General features: G+C 43.8%; 18 protein-coding genes and 1 tRNA gene. 10 read left to right on the top strand and 9 right to left on the bottom strand.

Translation table 11 applies throughout. From position 1 onward, the window contains the following. The first annotated feature begins 139 nt into the window (after positions 1 to 139). Positions 140 to 412, top strand: coding sequence for an HU family DNA-binding protein (locus PP178_RS07190; protein ID WP_272593660.1), 273 nt, complete (start codon positions 140 to 142; stop codon positions 410 to 412). A 116-nt stretch (positions 413 to 528) separates the two neighbouring features. Next, positions 529 to 1,089: a YqgE/AlgH family protein gene (locus PP178_RS07185; protein WP_272593659.1), complete on the top strand. Its 561-nt coding sequence runs from the start codon at positions 529 to 531 to the stop codon at positions 1,087 to 1,089. On the opposite strand, the gene PP178_RS07180 is transcribed toward PP178_RS07185, so the two are convergent. Together PP178_RS07180 and PP178_RS07175 are read right to left on the bottom strand one after the other, a co-directional pair. Next, positions 1,086 to 1,931: an aminotransferase class IV gene (locus PP178_RS07180; RefSeq protein ID WP_272594093.1), complete on the bottom strand. Its 846-nt coding sequence runs from the start codon at positions 1,929 to 1,931 to the stop codon at positions 1,086 to 1,088. The genes PP178_RS07185 and PP178_RS07180 overlap by 4 nt on opposite strands. A gap of 54 nt (positions 1,932 to 1,985) precedes the next feature. Then, the gene (locus PP178_RS07175) at positions 1,986 to 2,369 is read right to left on the bottom strand and encodes an START-like domain-containing protein (protein WP_272593658.1); all 384 of its coding nucleotides are present in this window, start codon (positions 2,367 to 2,369) and stop codon (positions 1,986 to 1,988) included. 128 nt (positions 2,370 to 2,497) lie between these two features. On the opposite strand from PP178_RS07175, the gene PP178_RS07170 reads away from it, so the two are divergent. Beyond that, positions 2,498 to 2,571, top strand: a tRNA-Met gene (locus PP178_RS07170). Positions 2,572 to 2,821: 250 nt separating this feature from the next. Here PP178_RS07170 and PP178_RS07165 read toward each other — a convergent pair. The 5 genes from PP178_RS07165 to PP178_RS07145 form a co-directional block, all read right to left on the bottom strand. Continuing rightward, positions 2,822 to 3,658, bottom strand: a complete 837-nt coding sequence (locus tag PP178_RS07165; protein ID WP_272593657.1) for a universal stress protein — start codon at positions 3,656 to 3,658, stop codon at positions 2,822 to 2,824. A gap of 438 nt (positions 3,659 to 4,096) precedes the next feature. Then, complete coding sequence (locus PP178_RS07160; RefSeq protein WP_272593656.1) at positions 4,097 to 5,542, bottom strand: RtcB family protein; 1,446 nt, start codon at positions 5,540 to 5,542, stop codon at positions 4,097 to 4,099. 3 nt (positions 5,543 to 5,545) lie between these two features. Continuing rightward, on the bottom strand, positions 5,546 to 5,959 hold the full coding sequence (locus PP178_RS07155; RefSeq protein ID WP_272593655.1) for an archease: 414 nt from the start codon (positions 5,957 to 5,959) through the stop codon (positions 5,546 to 5,548). Then, positions 5,956 to 6,594 carry a class I SAM-dependent methyltransferase gene (locus PP178_RS07150; RefSeq protein ID WP_272593654.1) on the bottom strand — a complete coding sequence of 213 codons (639 nt, stop codon included), beginning with the start codon at positions 6,592 to 6,594 and terminating at the stop codon, positions 5,956 to 5,958. Before PP178_RS07150 ends, PP178_RS07155 begins: the two co-directional genes overlap by 4 nt. Before the next feature lie 632 nt (positions 6,595 to 7,226). Continuing rightward, positions 7,227 to 7,952 (bottom strand): energy transducer TonB, encoded by a 726-nt coding sequence (locus PP178_RS07145; protein ID WP_272593653.1) that lies wholly within the window; start codon positions 7,950 to 7,952, stop codon positions 7,227 to 7,229. Between the two features lie 492 nt (positions 7,953 to 8,444). Here PP178_RS07145 and PP178_RS07140 point away from each other — a divergent pair, with 492 nt between their 5' ends. Further along, entirely contained in the window at positions 8,445 to 10,367 is a 1,923-nt protein-coding gene (locus tag PP178_RS07140; protein WP_272593652.1) for a DUF294 nucleotidyltransferase-like domain-containing protein, read from the top strand. Beyond that, positions 10,364 to 11,017, top strand: coding sequence for a 3'-5' exonuclease (locus PP178_RS07135; RefSeq protein ID WP_272593651.1), 654 nt, complete (start codon positions 10,364 to 10,366; stop codon positions 11,015 to 11,017). Before PP178_RS07140 ends, PP178_RS07135 begins: the two co-directional genes overlap by 4 nt. 9 nt (positions 11,018 to 11,026) lie before the next feature. Here the strand turns inward: PP178_RS07135 and PP178_RS07130 are convergent, their stop codons facing one another. Both PP178_RS07130 and PP178_RS07125 read right to left on the bottom strand, forming a co-directional pair. Further along, complete coding sequence (locus tag PP178_RS07130) at positions 11,027 to 11,977, bottom strand: phosphoribosylaminoimidazolesuccinocarboxamide synthase (protein WP_272593650.1); 951 nt, start codon at positions 11,975 to 11,977, stop codon at positions 11,027 to 11,029. Further along, positions 11,977 to 12,930: a PhoH family protein gene (locus PP178_RS07125; protein WP_272593649.1), complete on the bottom strand. Its 954-nt coding sequence runs from the start codon at positions 12,928 to 12,930 to the stop codon at positions 11,977 to 11,979. The genes PP178_RS07130 and PP178_RS07125 overlap by 1 nt, the downstream gene beginning before the upstream one ends. A gap of 128 nt (positions 12,931 to 13,058) precedes the next feature. On the opposite strand from PP178_RS07125, the gene PP178_RS07120 reads away from it, so the two are divergent. The 5 genes from PP178_RS07120 to dnaN all read left to right on the top strand — a co-directional run bounded on the left by PP178_RS07120 (position 13,059) and on the right by dnaN (position 17,825). Then, positions 13,059 to 13,889, top strand: coding sequence for an SAM hydrolase/SAM-dependent halogenase family protein (locus tag PP178_RS07120; protein ID WP_272593648.1), 831 nt, complete (start codon positions 13,059 to 13,061; stop codon positions 13,887 to 13,889). Further along, on the top strand, positions 13,890 to 14,186 hold the full coding sequence (locus tag PP178_RS07115) for a putative quinol monooxygenase (RefSeq protein ID WP_272593647.1): 297 nt from the start codon (positions 13,890 to 13,892) through the stop codon (positions 14,184 to 14,186). It begins immediately after the preceding gene. Positions 14,187 to 14,190: 4 nt separating this feature from the next. Further along, positions 14,191 to 14,922 (top strand): gliding motility-associated ABC transporter permease subunit GldF, encoded by a 732-nt coding sequence (gldF, locus tag PP178_RS07110; RefSeq protein WP_272593646.1) that lies wholly within the window; start codon positions 14,191 to 14,193, stop codon positions 14,920 to 14,922. Continuing rightward, a complete protein-coding gene (gldG, locus tag PP178_RS07105; RefSeq protein WP_272593645.1) occupies positions 14,922 to 16,589 on the top strand; it encodes a gliding motility-associated ABC transporter substrate-binding protein GldG in 1,668 nt (555 codons plus the stop codon). Before gldF ends, gldG begins: the two co-directional genes overlap by 1 nt. A gap of 117 nt (positions 16,590 to 16,706) precedes the next feature. After that, on the top strand, positions 16,707 to 17,825 hold the full coding sequence (dnaN, locus tag PP178_RS07100) for a DNA polymerase III subunit beta (RefSeq protein ID WP_272593644.1): 1,119 nt from the start codon (positions 16,707 to 16,709) through the stop codon (positions 17,823 to 17,825). Positions 17,826 to 18,065 lie beyond the last annotated feature (240 nt).

The following is an 18,065-nucleotide window of genomic DNA, read 5'->3' as shown; positions in this document are numbered from 1 at the left end:
GAAATGCTAACTTTATCAACAATGGTCCGAAGTTATTAACAAATACCGCGATTTACCCCCGTTTTACTTGCGTTAACCGCAAATCCGTATAAATTTGTTTAAGCTTTGATATTTTAACACTAATTAATTTCTTTAAATTATGAACAAGACAGAATTAATCGATGCAATGGCAGCAGATGCCGGTATTACTAAGGCAGCAGCAAAAAAAGCATTAGAATCCTTTTTAGGAAATGTAGAAGGCTCTCTTAAGAAAGGTAACAGAGTTTCTCTAGTTGGTTTTGGATCCTGGTCAGTATCCAGAAGAAATGCGAGAGAAGGAAGAAACCCTTCAACTGGTAAAACTATCCAGATTGCAGCCAAGAATGTAGTAAAGTTTAAAGCCGGTTCAGAACTGAGCGACGCTGTAAACTAAGCCATCCTCCAAAAAATATATAAAGCACTTCTTTAAGGAAGTGCTTTTTTCATTTAGGAGGGTTTGTGATAATTAAAGATTTTATCTTATTTTTAAGAAGTACATATACTGCGACCATGGTAGGATCTAAGCCGAATAAAGGAAATTTACTGATAGCGGAACCGGCCCTGACCGGGGATGTGTCCTTTAACCGGTCTGTTGTCCTGCTGGCAGAACACAATGACCAGGGTTCCGTGGGATTCATCCTCAACAAACCCCTTGATTACGATATCAGTGACCTGATCGCAGAGATTCATGTACCCTTCCAGGTATTTAATGGAGGTCCTGTAGAACAGGACAATCTTTACTTTATACATAAAGTCCCGCACCTTATTGAAAACAGCGTTGAAATTTCTGATGGTATTTATTGGGGTGGTAATTTTGACACTACGGTAGAGCTCATCAACAATAAGACGATCACCAGTAAGGATATCCGATTTTTCCTGGGGTACTCCGGTTGGGCATCGCTGCAGCTAGACCAAGAGCTGCTGTCCAAATCCTGGATTGTTCTTCCCAACCAGTATGAAGCCAGTATCATTGAAAAATCTTCTAATGCCTTCTGGAAAGAAAAGATGATGGAACTGGGAGGTGATTACGTGTTATGGTCCAATTCTCCCGAAAACCCAAGCCTCAATTAGCCTAAACGCGCCACAGCGTTTAATTTACCAATAAGATCAGCTGCTACTTTATTTCCGAAAGTAGCTTTCCTGTATTTGGTGACCGGCCTGATTCCCACAATACTGTTAGTGATAAATAACTCGTCTGCCTTCTGTAGTTCAAATGGGGATACCGGAGCTTCATCTATTTCGTAGTCTTCCAACTTATCAACCAGTTCAATCAGTTTCTTCCGGATGATACCGTTCAGACATCCATCAGACAACGGGGCCGTTTTGATTGTTTTCCCGTGCACCACGAACAGGTTTCCGTTCAGTGCTTCAACGATATGCTTGTGCTGGTTTATGATGAGGCAATTATCATAATCATTTTCTGAGGCAAATACACTGCCAACAACATTGAGCAGTTTATTGGAAGTTTTCAAGGTAGAAAGCGGGTCGGCATTCAGGGTATAATCCTTAAAGAGTTCTATCTCGTATTCCCCTTGTGGCAGTACGTAAAAAGGCTGTTCCAGGCGTTCAGTTTCAATTAAGAACGAAGTGTTATTATCTGTAGGGAGGTACCTTCCGCCGTCCTTCCTGAACACGGTTAACCTTATCCTAACCGGGGCTTGCTCCAGGTTTCCGGATTTAATGGTTTTTGATATTTCTTCTTCCAGGTATTCCATGGTAAAATTCATGGGGATCTCCATGCGCAGCATGCGCATAGAAGCCATCAACCTAAGGTAGTGGTCCTCCCAAAAATAGAGTTTCCCGTTAACGGCCCTCATCGTTTCAAAAAGGGCATCTCCGTAACGAAGTCCACGGTTAGTATAATTAAATATCTTGGAATCCTCGGGCAGTAATTGCCCGTCAAAATTGAACATAAAAAAAGCCTTGAAAAATTTCAAGGCCAAAGATACGGCTTATTGAAGGATTTCTTATTTGGATCCCAGGACCTGTTTCAGGTCTGATACCAGGTTGGTCCACAATAACTTTGCTTCCTCCACCTCGTCTTCCTCGGCAAAATCCGTAATGAACAGCGACACATCTTTGGTGATCTCATCAACAATGATCTTCATCTCAAAAAAGGAATCGTCATCACTTTCTTCCCATGCAAACTTTACATACTCGTCACTCTTTCTTTTCAGAAGTCGCGCTTCCTCCTCAGAACCGTCCCAAATAAAATTGAATACCTCTCCCCTGGAGTTCACATTATCGGCGAACCATTCGGACAGCCCTGAGGGTGTAGACAGGTATTGATATAGCAATTGGGGCGATGCCTGAATGACGAATTCAAGCTGGAATTTCTCCTTCTCGTTCATGTTATTGGCTGATTTACTTCGGGCAATATATAGAAATCTGTATGATAAAAAAATAATTAAATAGGAATATTTTTGCGCTCCTAAATTTTGAGGAACAAAAAATTAAACTTTATATTTGCAGCCCTTTAGGCGAGGTAGCTCAGGTGGTTAGAGCGCAGGATTCATAACCCTGAGGTCGGGGGTTCAAGTCCCCCTCTCGCTACAAGGCCTAAGGCCTGATTATCAAACGGATTGTGACTCGCAATCCGTTTTTTTATGTCTTGCATTTATCAGTTCTCTGCCAACATACACGATTGCACATGAAACCAAACTTCGGAGCGTCAAAGGACCATACTGAGTGTGTAGAGATAGAATTGATATAATGATTTTCCCATTCTTAACCCTTCGCAATCAAGGATTCCCATAATCCCCTCTCCTGAAAAGCCTGGTTATCCCAAAGGTGATTCATAATACTATTTTATTGTCGGAAAAGGGAGTACCATGAAAGGCACGGACATACGAAGTCCTATCTGCTTAATATTTGAGCTTAGAAAGAGACGCTCTATAAAGGTGTGCTTGTTCTTGACCATTGCCAGAAAATCGATATGATGCTCCGCTTGAAAATCGTTGATAGCAGTCCGAAAATCCTTGTGGGAAATGAGATGGAACCGGTGATCTATGTTCCCAAGAACTTCATCTAAAACCTCTTTGTTGTTTTCTTGCTGCTCAGAAAGTCCTGAGGCTGACTTTATGTGCAGAACAGCGATTTGCGATTGATGGTGGGTGGCTAAGAACTGTAATTCTTTTAATAGCTCATTCCCATAAGTTATTTCAAGGTCCGTCGCAAACAAGATGTGCTTGGGCGCATTGTACTCATAATCAGCAGGAACAGTGATTACAGGACACTTCAAACTCCTGATCACCTCTGTGGTATTGGAACCGAATAAAATATGTTTTGCCCCGGTCGTACCTTGTTTCCCCATGACAATAATATCTATCTGCTCTTTTTGAACGAGTTCTTTGATTTCTCCTGATACATTATTCATTGCCGAATGTGGAATAAACAAGTGTTCTGGATTCTTGGTTGTATTAGAAAGGCGCTCCACCAGGGCCGTCAACTGCTCCAAAGACTTTTCCTGGTTAGAGGGCTCTGGACTGCCATGCCATGTATACTGCTCAAAATGAACGGGCGGCTTTACAGCATTTAAAAGGTAAAATGCACATTTCTCATTCGCAAACAGTTGTAGTGCATATTGAATTGCATTTTCAGCATTGCTTGAGAAATCCGTTGATATGATGATCTTTTTCATAGAATAAAGATTATATACACTAAAAATAGTATTCAGATATTGGGTATACCATGATCCAGGTCAGTCAAATGGGGGTCACCGTAAACACTTGCTTATATTTTTATTACAATCCACGAATAGTTTAAAAATTGAAGGTTTTAAGAAGATGTTCGACCACTATATCATCTGGAAGAATGTGAATCGCGTAGTTACTCTAAAATCATCAGAAGATTCTATAGCCCTGACTTCCCAAGTCTCCTCAGACAAAACCAGGTAATCCACCTTTGTGATAGCTTACAAACTTTATATTGGGATTGATCATTATTCTCTGTTAAAAACTACTTTCTTTGCTCTTAGAGGTTAAGTTTTCCATGAATTATTTTCACTTTCCAGCAGCCATATGATAGTAGTATACGAATACATAACTTTAGAACAGTCAGAATCAATTCTCCTTTTGTATTAACCCTTGATAACTGCCACAGGTCTCAGTTTTGCCACTTTCTTTGCTACTCCGGAAGCACAGACGGTGCCCACTACCTGGTTGACATCCTTATAGGCAATTGGAGCCTCTTCCGCTATACCCTTAAAGGATCCTGCTTCCACATAAATTCCCTTTTCTCGGAGCTTCTGCTTTAATACGGGAGCATTTACCAGCTTTTTAGCCGCGGTCCTGGATAGTCTCCGGCCTGCACCATGGCAGCACGATCCAAAGGTTAGTTCGCTACTCTTGTCTGTTCCGACCATAACATAGGAGCAGGTGCCCATGCTTCCGGGGATGATCACCGGTTGGCCAACGAATTTATATTTCTCCGGCAGTTCTTCAAATCCCGGACCAAATGCCCTGGTAGCTCCTTTTCGGTGGACAATTACTTTTATAAGGCTGCCATTTACTCTATGTGATTCAACCTTGGCGATATTATGCGCCACGTCATACATTAATTTAAGTGCTGCCTCTTTTCCAAATATATTCTTCCATGCTGTCCTGGCTTCCCAGGAAACAATTTGCCTGTTACACCATGCATAGTTTGCGGAGGCGCACATGGCCTTAAAGTAATCCTTTCCTACTTCAGAATTAAAAGGAACGCAGGCAAGTTCCCGATCCGGCACCTGGATTCCATAGCCAGGCATTGTTTTCATGATCTCACGAATATAATCCGTTGCCACCTGATGCCCGAGTCCCCTGGACCCCGTGTGGATCAAGATTACTACCTGACCATCTGAAAGTCCCAAGGCTTTGGCTGCATCCTGATCAAAGATTTCCTCAATATAATCTACCTCCACAAAATGATTTCCTGATCCAATGGTACCCAACTGATCTGCCCCCCTTTTTTTGGCCATATCGGATACCAGCGCAGGATCTGCCTCTTCCAGACAACCGTTACTTTCGGTATATGCCAAATCTTCAAGCTCTCCATATCCCTGCTCTACAGCCCATGCCGCTCCTTTTCTCAGCACCTCGTCCAGGTCCTCTGGTTCCAGGTGTATTGTTCCCCCTTTCCCCATACCCGAGGGTATCTCTTTGTTCAATTCCTGGGACAGCATTTCCAGCTTGTCCTTAATATTGGATATTTTCTGGGATGAAGTGAGTAATCGAACTCCACAATTAATGTCGTACCCTATCCCTCCCGGAGATATTACTCCCCCGGGGAATTCTGTGGCCGCCACTCCCCCTATCGGGAAACCATATCCTTCATGGACATCTGGCATGACCAATGAAGCCATTTGGATTCCGGGTAGAGATGCTACATTTACCAATTGCACTAAAGATCTATCTTCCATGATAGCCTCAAGGAGTTCTTCTGATGCCAGTACCCTGGCGGGTACCCTCATCCTAGAATTGAAGGCCTGAGGTATTTCCCAGAGAAAATCTTCAATTCTTATTATATCTTCTTTCCTGATCTTCACCTTTTAAATATCGAAAATGATTATAGTCTCCCATCTATTATCCTTGTTCATCACCACCTGTGCTTCATGATAGGTCACGGCTTTTATTTCCTCGTCAAATCCATTCGTTCTATACCCCTGGACGACTGCTATAGCGTTATTGTCAGATAGCTCGTTAAAATAGATCTCGCAAAATATTCCTTTGCTCGTATAGGAATGTGAAAGAACATCCGATAACAGGTCGATCATCAAACATGTCTTATCAGCCGCTTCTATTGCTACTTCAACTTTAAGATTCATAATTCCCTTGGAATTACATGCCCCGTCCTTAAGGATGTTTGCCATCCCCAGTACTCCTGCTGCAAGAATTTCTTTAAAACTTGAGCCTTCAATTTTCATCCGAATGTCTGCGGTATGAGGCAAGTATTTAATTTTCATTTCCTGATGGCTTTGACAACGACGAACGATCCCTCTCCATGGCCCGGCAGCGGAAATTGCAGCTGTTCTATATCCTCTAGCTTTCCAAATAGGGTCTGACTATACTCTGGATCTACAAAACCGGTCTCCCTGAGTAAGGACGCTATTCTGCTTACTTTATAAAAGCGAGCATCCCTGTAAAAGTTACTATGCTTCTTTTTTGCCTCATATGCTTTAGCCACAGCTTGGTCGCTATCGAGGAATCCCATGATTAAAGCTCCCTTTGGTTTTAAAACTCTCCGGGCTTCTTGCAAAGCCTTCTTCAGGTCTTTCAAAAAGCATATCGTTACAAACAGCACAAAATCGAATTGTAGATCCGCGTACGGAAGCCTTTCTGCCATTGCTCCCATGATTTCAATTCCTCGCTTCCTAGCCAGTTTTGCCATTTCTTTCGAAGGTTCAATGCCCTCCTTAATTCCGAGGGGTTGAGAAAATCTTCCGGTCCCCAATCCAATCTCTATCCCTTGAATATTTTCAGGAAGTTTAGCGAATTGTTCCCTGAGTGCCAACAATTCGGATTGAAATACCTCCTGGTGATCCTCGTACCATTTTTCGTATTGCGCCACATGGGCATCGAATAAATCTGTTGTTGTCATAGCTCATTAATTTTAATGTTCGAATAACTTTGAGTACCAGATGTAAGAAATTCGACCGTACTTCTCAGTTGAAAAAGGAATTATCATTCCGGCGGTTATATTATGCAGTGCCAAAAACAATCTCATTTTCTAATTGATACATATATTTAACGTTATTGGACAGGCGCATAGCGAACATCAGTCCGGAAACTTTCATTACCGTTCTCATGGAAAAGAAAATTTCACCTGAGAAGTCAAATAGTGGCAGACGAATCCTTCAACATAAAGATCCTAGAAACCGAATTATTGAGTTCAAATACATCAGGAAGATTGAAAGTACAATAGTAGACTGTGATGTAAAATGATTTATGTCAACCTGGTAACAAACACCAAATTTCAGCTTCTTTAAAAGCATGAATAAGAGGGAGGATGGATTGATATTTCAAACCAAACCAGTGACACATATTTCTTCAACTGAAAGATTAAATAAATTCGTATAAAATACTGATTTTCAATATTTAAAACACCGTTAATAGAAAATATTCTATAACGTATTACGGAAGACGTGCAGCTCACTTCGCTTCGATATAGTCTAAAAATTTTATGAAACCCAATTGCCTTATTAATGTAATCCGGATGCCACTGCTATACATTTAAAGAAGTTTAAAATTAATTGGAATACTGTAGGGGACTTTTACCGGTCTTCCCCGTTGTTTGCCCGGGGTCATCCTTGGTAGTGAAGCGATGATCCGTTCCGCTTCCTTCTCCAATAGTTTATCGGGCCCCCTGCTGCGAATATCCGTTACATAGCCTTCGGTATTGATAACGAATTGTACGTAAACTCTACCCTGTATTTCCATCTCGGCCGCGATAGGCGGATATTTAAAATGTTTACGCACGTGAAGTTGTATCTGGTCCTGGAAACATTGTCTTATTTCATCTTTAGTACCCTGTGCACACCCGGGGAAGACAGGCACATCCTCGATTACTGCGAAGGGTACGGTAATCTCCTCTTCCTCTTCGTCTACCACTACCTCATCTACAGTCATTACACGTTCGGCGACCGCGGCTTCCTGGTCTGTCTCTGTACTAAGGATCAGCGTCTCCTCAATTTCCTTGGTATCCTCCACAATTTCGATCACCGCCGGGGCCGCGGGCATAACGGGTGGTGGGGGTAGTTTTATACTTTTAGTGATGGGCACTTCTTCATCCAGATCCGATTTTTCCAGGTAAGACATGACGATCTCATTCTGGACAGTTTTATAACTTTTATATTCTAATGCCCTCCAAACAGTAAAAAGCACTATGGCCAGCCCTATCACAAAATAGAGCCCACTATACCGGTCCAAATCTGCCCTGGGATTCTTTTTTACTTGCATGACCACTAAAATTTGACATTCAAGTTAGCCCCAATACGCCTTTAAAACACTGATTTTGGTCAATATACCTAAGAATTTAAGGCCATTTTAATGGTATAGAACAGGAATACTATGGCCATAAGCTGGGTTGCCATCTCCCCCTCGCTTTAAATTTAACCCTGTACCATGGATAAACATGCTTTGAGGAATATTTTAGGTTTTAAAAACAGTATTAAGGTTGCCAAAATTTTTTTCGGGGTATACTACCCTCCCCGCCCCGTTTTTAATTTAACCGTGTTCCCTGCAACTAGCATACATTTAAGCATATTTAAATTTTCATGGATGTTCGGTTATGTGAATTCCGAATCGGGCGGGTCTTATTAACCCACAGAAATAGCTGCAAAAAACTTCCTTTCCGGGTAATAAGGAACTGCAACTGTATTGTCAGGTGCTGATTCTACCCGCTATCCATAATTAATTGTCCGCACTTTAGAAATAAAGTACCTTTATTCTATGAAGAATATCATTTCCGAAAGGGTAGCGGATTTCCTGAAAAAATACCCTCCTTTTAACGAGCTTCACGAAAAAGACTTGCAGCAGCTCTCCCAGGAGGTGACCATCGTGCACCGAGACAAAGGACAGGTGGTTTTTTCCGGGGGCGAAACAGCCCACCCCCATTTCTATGTTGTGCACAAAGGTGCTGTAGAACTGCGTAATGAAGGCAACAATGAAGTGATCGACCTCTGTGATGAGGGAGACATCTTTGGACTCAGACCCTTACTGGCCAAGGAAGAATACATTTTACAGGCCAAAGCCTATGAAGAAAGTATCCTTTATGCGATCCCTATAGAGACTTTTAAGCCGTATACCCAGACTTACGAAGAGATCGGTAATTTCCTGATAGAAAGCTTTGCCTCTAATACCCGGAGCCCCTATGCTAAACTACAGGCCGAACAAATAGCGGCAGTTATCGGCAGTAATTCTACTTTAGACCAGTCGTCCCGGATGCTCGATTTTCAACCGGTAAGTTTCACCAAGAAGCCGGTCTGCTGTAAGCCTCAAACTACTGCAAAGGCAGTTGCAGAGATCATGACAAAAAAGAAAGTGGGGTCAGTACTGGTCGTAGAGGATAAATTCCCCCTAGGTATCATCACGGACAAAGATTTAAGGAATAACATAGTTACCGGCAAATTACCGGTTACAGCAGAAGCCTCTGAGATCATGAGTAGCCCGGTTATTACCTATCCCGCTAACCTGACGGTAACCCAGGCACAGATGGCAATGATGAAAAGTGGGATAAGCCATCTCTGCCTGACCGCAGACGGCACTACCGATTCTAAAATTGTAGGGGTGATCTCCAAGAATGACCTGATCGTTGCCCTTGGAAACAACCCCAGTGTGCTGATCAAAGCCGTTAAAAGAGCCACCAAAGTTAAACAGGTTAAGGCTGCTCATAAAGGCATTATGCGGCTGTTGCAGGGATATTTAGACAATAATATACCTATGTCTATCACCCTGAAAATCATCTCTGAGCTCAACGATGCCTGTGTTAAACAAGTGATACATATCTGCCTGGAAAAAATGCACGCTCCTCCCCCAGTGCCTTTTGCCTGGCTGGCTATGGGAAGCCAGGGCCGGAGAGAGCAATTACTAAAGACAGACCAGGATAACGCCATTATCTACCAGGATGTGGAGCCGAAAAAAGAAGAAGCCACACAGGGCTACTTCCTAAAGTTTGCCACTAAGGTGAATAAAGCCCTGCAACAGATAGGGTATGAGTACTGCCCGGCAGAGATGATGGCCTCCAATCCCGATTGGTGCAAGAACCTTGCTGCATGGAAGCTTACTGTGAGCGGCTGGATCTCAAACCCGGGCAAGGAGCAGGTACTGCTCTCCTCTATCTTTTTCGACTATAATTCGGTTTACGGGGATTCTAAACTTGTGGACCAGTTATCCCAGCACATTTTTGAGGCGACAGAAGATTATCCGAAATTCTTCTACCATTTGGCAGAAGGCGCTTTACAAAACCCATCTCCATCCGGATTCTTCAGAGATTTTTTGGTGGAACAGGATGGGGCACATAAAGATTTTTTCGATCTTAAGCGAAGGGCTCTTATGCCCTTGACCGATGCAGCAAGGGTGCTGATTCTCTCCCAGAAAATTAAATCGATCAGCGGCACCGTAGAACGTTACGAGAAAATGGCAGAATTGGAGGAAAACAACAGGGAATTGTACCTCTCTTGTTCTTACGCGACGAAAGCCCTGCTGAAATTCCGGGCCAAGCAGGGAATGCTACATCATGATTCAGGCCGTTTTATTGCACTGAATACACTTTCTAAAGAAGAAAAAATAAAGCTTAAGCGAACCTTTAAAACGATTAAGGAAATACAGACCCTGATCGCTGTTCGCTTTAAAGTATCAAATAAGGTGGTATGAGCGGAATCAGCATTTCAAGGTTCTTTTCTCGCCTCTGGCGTTCCATTACCGAAGCTTATAGCGATGATCTCTATCAGGATCCCTGGAAGTTTGAGTTCGTGGTCCTGGATACGGAAACCACGGGATTTGATTATTACACGGACCGGATATTATGTGTAGGAGCATTGAAATTGAGAGAGGACAGGATCAATGTCAATGATTGTCTGGAGATTTACCTCGATCAACAACACTACAACCGGGAATCGACCGAGGTTCACGGCATCCTTAAAAACGAGGGCAGGGATTGTGTGCAGGAGCGGGAAGCCATGCTTAGACTGAGCAACTATATAGGCGATGCTATTATCGTGGCACATCACACACGGTTTGATATGACCATGATCAACAAGGCCTTAAAAAGACAAGGGTTACCTGCTTTGAAAAACAGGACATTGGACACCTCGAAGATGTACCGGAAGACCCTCATCACTTCACCTTTATTGCGAAAAAAACAATCCTATTCTCTCGATGAACTGGCAGATAAGTTCAACCTGTCCAAAAAAGACAGGCACACCGCTTTGGGTGATGCCTATATTACAGCATTGGCCTTTATCAGGATCGTTAAAATTCTGAGGAAAAAATATCTTAATCTTACCGTAATGGATCTGATGTAAACAGAGATACTAGTGCTTCAAGTAATTAAGCACATTTTTACGTATACGACCTTGAATATCAGATACATCTGATTTAACAAAAGCCTCCCCTGTGATCTTTTCATACAGCTCAATGTACCGCTCAGAAACCGTTTCAATATACTCATCCGGCATCTCCGGCAGGGTTTGTCCTTCCAGTCCCTGGAAGTCATGGCTGATCAGCCACTGCCGAACAAACTCTTTAGACAGCTGCTTCTGGGGTTCTCCTTTGGCCTGTCTTTCTTCGTAACCCTCCGCGTAAAAATACCGGGAAGAATCCGGCGTATGAATCTCGTCAATCAGCAGGATTCGACCATCCTTCGCTTTCCCGAACTCGTACTTGGTATCGACCAGGATCAAACCTCTGTCTGCCGCGATCTCGGTTCCCCGCTTAAACAAGGCCCGGGTATATTCTTCTAATTGCCTGTAATCTCCTTCTGAGACAATACCACGTTGCAGTATGTCTTCTCGGCTGATATCCTCGTCATGATCTCCCTGTTCTGCCTTAGTGGCAGGCGTAATGATAGGCTCTTGGAATCGATCATTCTCTTTCATCCCTTCAGGCATGGCTACCCCGCATATGCTTCGTTTCCCTACTTTGTATTCCCTGGCCGCATGTCCGGACAAATAACCCCGAATGACCATTTCTACTTTAAATGGTTCACAGGCATGACCCACGGCTACATTGGGATCCGGAGTGGCGAGTAGCCAATTGGGAACAATATCCTTGGTGGCGTCCATCATTTTGGTGGCGATCTGGTTCAGGATTTGCCCTTTATAGGGAATCCCCTTAGGCATCACCACATCAAAGGCCGATAACCTGTCCGTGGCGATCATGACCAGGATGTCTCTTTCCAATCGATAGACTTCCCGAACTTTTCCCTTGTAAACCGAAACCTGGCCGGGAAATTTATAATCTGTGGAGGTAAGCGTATGTTTCATTAGTTCTGGTGCTCAATATTCTTATAGGCATCGATCACCTTCTTAACCAGTTTATGACGGATAACGTCTTTGTCATCCAGTTGTATCATCCCGATACCTTCAACATCCTTAAGGATTAACAATGCTTCTTTAAGTCCGGAAATTACCCTTCGGGGAAGATCGATCTGCCCGGGATCGCCCGTAATGATGAATTTAGCATCTTTCCCCATACGGGTCAGAAACATCTTCATCTGTGCGTGAGTGGTATTCTGTGCCTCATCGAGGATAACAAAAGCATGGTCAAGGGTACGTCCCCTCATGAAGGCCATAGGAGCTATTTGTATGGTACCATTCTCTATATATTGAGCTAATTTCTCTCCCGGGATCATATCTCGCAGTGCATCGTACAGGGGCTGCATATAGGGATCCAGCTTCTCTTTAAGATCCCCGGGCAGGAATCCGAGATTCTCTCCAGCTTCTACTGCAGGCCGGGTAAGAATTATTCGTTTTACTTGCTTATGTTTCAGTGCCCTGACTGCCAGTGCAACACCGGTATAGGTCTTACCGGTACCTGCCGGCCCTGTAGCAAATACCATATCGTTCTTTAAACTGAGGTCAACCAGTTTACGCTGGTTAGCTGTCTCTGCCTTGATCATACGGCCATTGACGCCATGCACCAGTATATCCCCGCTCTTAGCCGATGATTCGTAGTCTTCCTTCCCTTCTGCCGTCAGGACGCGTTCAATGACATTTTCGTCTATCTTATTGTACTTTGCAAAATGGGTGGTGAGCATATGGAAACGCTTGTCAAATTCATCCAGGCGTTCTTCATCCCCATATACCTTAATCTTACTTCCCCTCGCCACGATCTTCAGCTGAGGAAAGTGCTTTTTCAGCAGGTTGATATTCTCATTCTGGTGCCCGAAAAACTCTCTGGGGCTGATCTCGGTAAGTTCTAAGCTAAGTTCGTTCAAGGATGGATTTTTTTAGAGATAGTTACCCACAAATAATATTTCGCGCAGCACTATATTTGTGTAATTTTGTTAAAACAAACTTAACCAAATTTTGGTTTGAATCGCCAAAAAAATATCAACAGTGTTGCATGGCAATCATTACATTAACTACTGATTTTGGAACTAAAGATCATTTTGTAGGAGCCATAAAGGGTACCATTTACAGGGAACTTGAAGATGCTAAGATTGTAGATATTTCTCATAATATCAGTCCTTTCAACATACAGGAGTGTGCCTACATCCTGAAAAATTCTTACAAAGCATTCCCGGAAGGAACCATACATATTGTTGGAGTGGATTCTGAGCCCACGGAAGAAAACAAACATGTAGCGGTATTGGTAGACGGTCATTATTTTATCGCGGCCAATAACGGGGTAGTCAGCCTGATAACCACGAGCATTAAGCCGGATAAGGTCGTGGAGATCAAGATCCCCAATCCCGCCCATGGGTCTTTCCCCGTATTGGACGTTTTTGTACAGGTTGCCTGCCATATCGCCCGTGGAGGAACCCTTGACGTTGTTGGCAAGAATTTCAACGAACTCAGGGAACTCAAAGAATTTTCGCCCCGAATCACCAATGACGGGCAGACCATTATAGGCAGTGTGATCTACATTGACAATTACGGGAACGTGATCAGCAACATCCAACGCAGCCTTTTTGATGCCTATCGCGCAGGCCGTAAATTTGAATTACAGGCCAGGAATAAACGATTGTACGAAATACACAATAAATACAGTGATATTATAAATTTTGATTTGGAGCCCCAGAGCAGGAAAGGTGCCGGGGATCTCCTCGCACTTTTTAATTCTGCGGGCTATATTGAACTAGCCATTTATAAAAGTGACCTGAATACCGTAGGTGGTGCATCCAGCCTGTTAGGTCTGGATTACCGGGATACTATCATCGTAAACTTCTTATAAATGTTCATTAGGATTGTAAAACTGACATTCAAAAAGGAAAATATTGCTAGTTTTGAGCAACTTTTTGACCAGACTAAACAGCAGATCAGGAATTTTGATGGTTGTCTCTTCCTCGAGCTTTACAAAGACAAGAATAACGAAGGGATCTTTTTCACCTACAGTAAGTGGGAGAGCACGGATCATTTGGAAAAATACAGGAACTCTGAATTTTTTAAAAAGGTCTGGAGCCAGACCAAGCCCATGTTCCGGGAAAAAGCCGAAGCCTGGAGCGTAGACCCTGTCAAAACCTTAATATAAGCTCATGCTTGCAATTTTTAAAAGAGAAGTCACCTCCTTTTTCACCTCCCCGGTTGCCTACCTTGTCATCGGGCTATTTTTACTACTGAATGGCCTGTTCTTATGGGTGTTCAGTGGTTCTTATAATATCTTTGAGTATGGCTTTGCCGACCTCGGGCCCTTTTTCCTGCTCTCGCCCTGGGTGTTACTGTTACTTATCCCGGCCATCACTATGAAAAGTTTCGCCGAAGAGAAAAAACTGGGTACGCTCGAGTTGCTATTTATCAAACCCATTTCAATCAGTCGAATGGTCATGGGAAAGTTCTTCGGAGCCCTGGCATTGGTTATTTTAGCCCTGCTCCCTACCCTGCTATACGTGGTCACCATTTCAGAACTTGGCATTGCCGGCAGCAGTCCTGACGGTGGTGTTTTGCTGGGTTCTTATATCGGCCTTTTATTATTGGCTGCTAACTACACCGCAATTGGCATGTTCACCTCTACCCTGACAGAAAACCAAATAGTAGCATTTATCCTGGGCCTTAGCCTGTGCTTCCTGATGTATTACGGATTTGAGGGACTGGCAGGATTGTTTGAGGATGGGGAAAATGTACTAGCCGTTGAACAACTTGGGATGCAGGCACATTTTGACAGTATTGCCAGGGGGGTATTGGATTCAAGGGACCTGTTGTACTTCCTGGCAGCTACCTTCCTATTCCTGTCATTAGCCATTGTAAGACTCCAAAACCAGAAGAGATAATGACAAATAGCAAAATAAAACTGGCCCTCCTGGCCCTGCTGATTTTTATACTGGTCCTTATCCTGGGTAATTTCTGGCATATCCGCCTGGACATGACAGAGGATCAGCGGTTCACCCTATCAGGACCGTCCTTGGAACGCGTGGATGCGTTTGAGGGTCCAGTCGTAGTTGACGTACTTCTCAGCGGCAGCTTGCCTCCTGAATTTGCCCGTTTACAAGTTGAAACGCGACAGGTGCTCGAATCTTTTGCCTCGGAAAACAGGCTGGTAAAATTCAATTTTGTGGATCCGCTGGAGAACCCGGAAACTGCAGAAGCAACCATTGCCAATTTGCAGGGGCTGGGACTAACCCCGGTAAACGTTACCGTTGAAGACGGCAGTAAAATGTCCCAGGAATTGGTGTTTCCATGGGCCATGGTCAATTACCAGGAAAAGACGGTGAGGGTGCCCTTGCTCAAGAATAAACTGGGAGCGGATATGGAGCAAAGGATCACCGGTTCTGTGCAGAACCTGGAATACGCCTTTGCTGATGCTTTTACCAAACTACTGGTCCGGGATAAAAAGCGTATCGCGGTGATCAAAGGAAATGGCGAATCGGCAGACATGCGAATCGCAGATTTCCTTGGAAGTTTAAGGGAGTATTACAACCTGGCGGCCATTACCCTTGATTCTGTGGCCACAAGCCCGCAATCTACCCTGGAGCAGCTTAAGAGCTATGACCTGGCTCTTATCGCAAATCCAACAGAAGCGTTTACGGATGCTGAAAAATATATCCTTGATCAGTATATCGTGGGGGGAGGTAAATCACTCTGGCTGGTTGACCCGGTCGCCATGGAGCTGGATAGTCTCTTTAATGAAAAAGGGACCGGTATAGCCCTACCCAGGGATCTGAACCTGGACGATCTCTTTTTCAGGTACGGGTTACGGTTGAACCCTGTGCTGGTAAACGACCTCTATTTTACCCAGATCGTATTGGCCAGCGGGGAAGGCTCGGGATCCCAATACAACCCGGTTCCCTGGTATTATAACCCCATGGTATTCTCTGCCAATGACCACCCGGTTAATACCAACCTGGAGGCTTTGAGAATGCAATTTGCCAGTACTATTGACACCCTGGCTACCGGCCCAAAGAAGACTATACTTTACCAGAGTTCTCCTCTGTCCCGGGTGGATGGAGCTCCATTACAGATCAGCCTGGATATGATCAATATACCCCCGGATAAGGAACGTTATGCTCCCGGGAATTTTCCCCTGGCGGTTCTACTGGAAGGTGAATTCACCTCGGCCTATGCTAACCGGGTAAAACCTGTAGCCATGGACAAATCGCTCACTACAGGACCTGGAAGTAAAATGATCGTTATTGCTGACGGAGACCTGATCGAAAACCAGATGCGCAACGGGAGACCATTAGAACTCGGTTATGACAAATGGACCAACAACTTCTACGGGAACAAGGATTTCCTCGTCAATAGCGTGAATTACCTGCTAGACGACAGCGGACTTATAAACATACGCACCAAAAATATAGACATCCCCATCCTGGACCAGGAGAAGGTTGCTGAACAGCAAGTAAAGTGGCAGCTCATAAACATCGGGCTTCCCATAGGTGTTATCCTGATGCTGGGTTTGGGAGCTAATTGGCTGAGGCGAAAAAAATACGGTCGCTAAGTGTTGATAAGTTTGTTTTACACACTAAGACAATTGGGATATATTTGCTTAATTGCAATTCCAAAAAATATAAGCGTACATACTGCGTATGCGCAATTTTTGAATTAAAAATCACTCATGAAATTTCTTGTTTCCAGTACTTATTTATTAAAACAACTACAAGTTTTAGGAGGCGTTATCAACAACAGTAACACCTTGCCTATTCTAGACAATTTCCTTTTTGATCTCAAGGGTAATCAGCTTACCGTTTCCGCATCGGACCTGGAAACCACCATGAGTACCATCCTGGAAGTAGAATCTGAATCTGAAGGAGTGATCGCGGTTCCTGCGCGTTTATTGCTGGATACGCTGAAAACCTTCCCGGAGCAACCACTATCTTTCGTGGTAGAGGATAACAATACCGTAGAGATCAGCAGCAACCACGGTAAATATGCCCTGGCTTACGCAGACGGGGCCGAGTTCCCTAAAGCGGTAGAGCTCTCTAACCCGAGCTCCACTACCATTATGGGGGATATCCTGGCAACAGCGGTAACCAAAACGTTGTTCGCAGCCGGTAACGATGATCTTCGCCCGGTGATGAGCGGGGTGTTCTTCCAGTTCTCTACGGAAAGCCTGACTTTTGTTGCTACAGATGCCCATAAACTGGTGAAATACCAGCGGAAAGATGTTACTGCATCCGAGGTGGCCGAATTTATCATGCCTAAAAAGCCTTTGAACCTGCTGAAAGGGATACTGGCGGGCAGCGAGGAAGAGGTGAAAATTGAATATAACGAGAGCAACGCCAAGTTCAGCTTCGAGAAAACCGAACTTATCTGTAGGCTGATCGATGGAAAATACCCGAATTACGAAGCCGTGATTCCAAAAGAAAATCCCAACAAACTGACTATTTCCAGGAACCAGTTCCTGAGCTCGGTAAGAAGGGTTTCTATTTTCTCTAATAAGACCACGCACCAGATCCGTCTTAAAATAGCCGGTGCCGAATTAAACATTTCTGCAGAGGATATCGATTACAGCAACAAAGCAGAAGAGCGCCTTACCTGTACCTACCAGGGGGACGATATGCAGATCGGGTTTAACTCGCGCTTCCTGGTGGAAATGCTGGGGAACCTGAATGCCGATGAAGTTTCACTGGAAATGAGCCTCCCCAACAGGGCGGGTATCCTTACCCCTATTGACGGGCTGGATGAAGGTGAACATGTGACCATGCTGGTGATGCCGGTAATGCTAAACAACTAAGAATTCAACATTAATAATGTCAATCCTGCTTTAAAGCTCTTTTAAAGCAGGATTTTTATTTTCAGATTTATTTAACTGCAACTACATAGATTGCTTAATTATCTGAAATTCTTGTCTCTGAGCTGGGTTAAATTAGAGAGATGGATTACATAAGGTAGAGAATTTTAAACCTCCTCATTAAGCTATTCATCTAATTTTCAGGCTGTAAATCTGAAAAATAATCTGCATACCTATAAATTC

The sequence above is a fragment of the Zeaxanthinibacter sp. PT1 genome (genome assembly GCF_028464225.1).
In the GTDB taxonomy this organism is placed as follows: Bacteria; Bacteroidota; Bacteroidia; order Flavobacteriales; family Flavobacteriaceae; genus Zeaxanthinibacter.
Note: the sequence above shows the minus strand (reverse complement) of the source record. Positions and strands in the feature narration are given on the sequence as shown.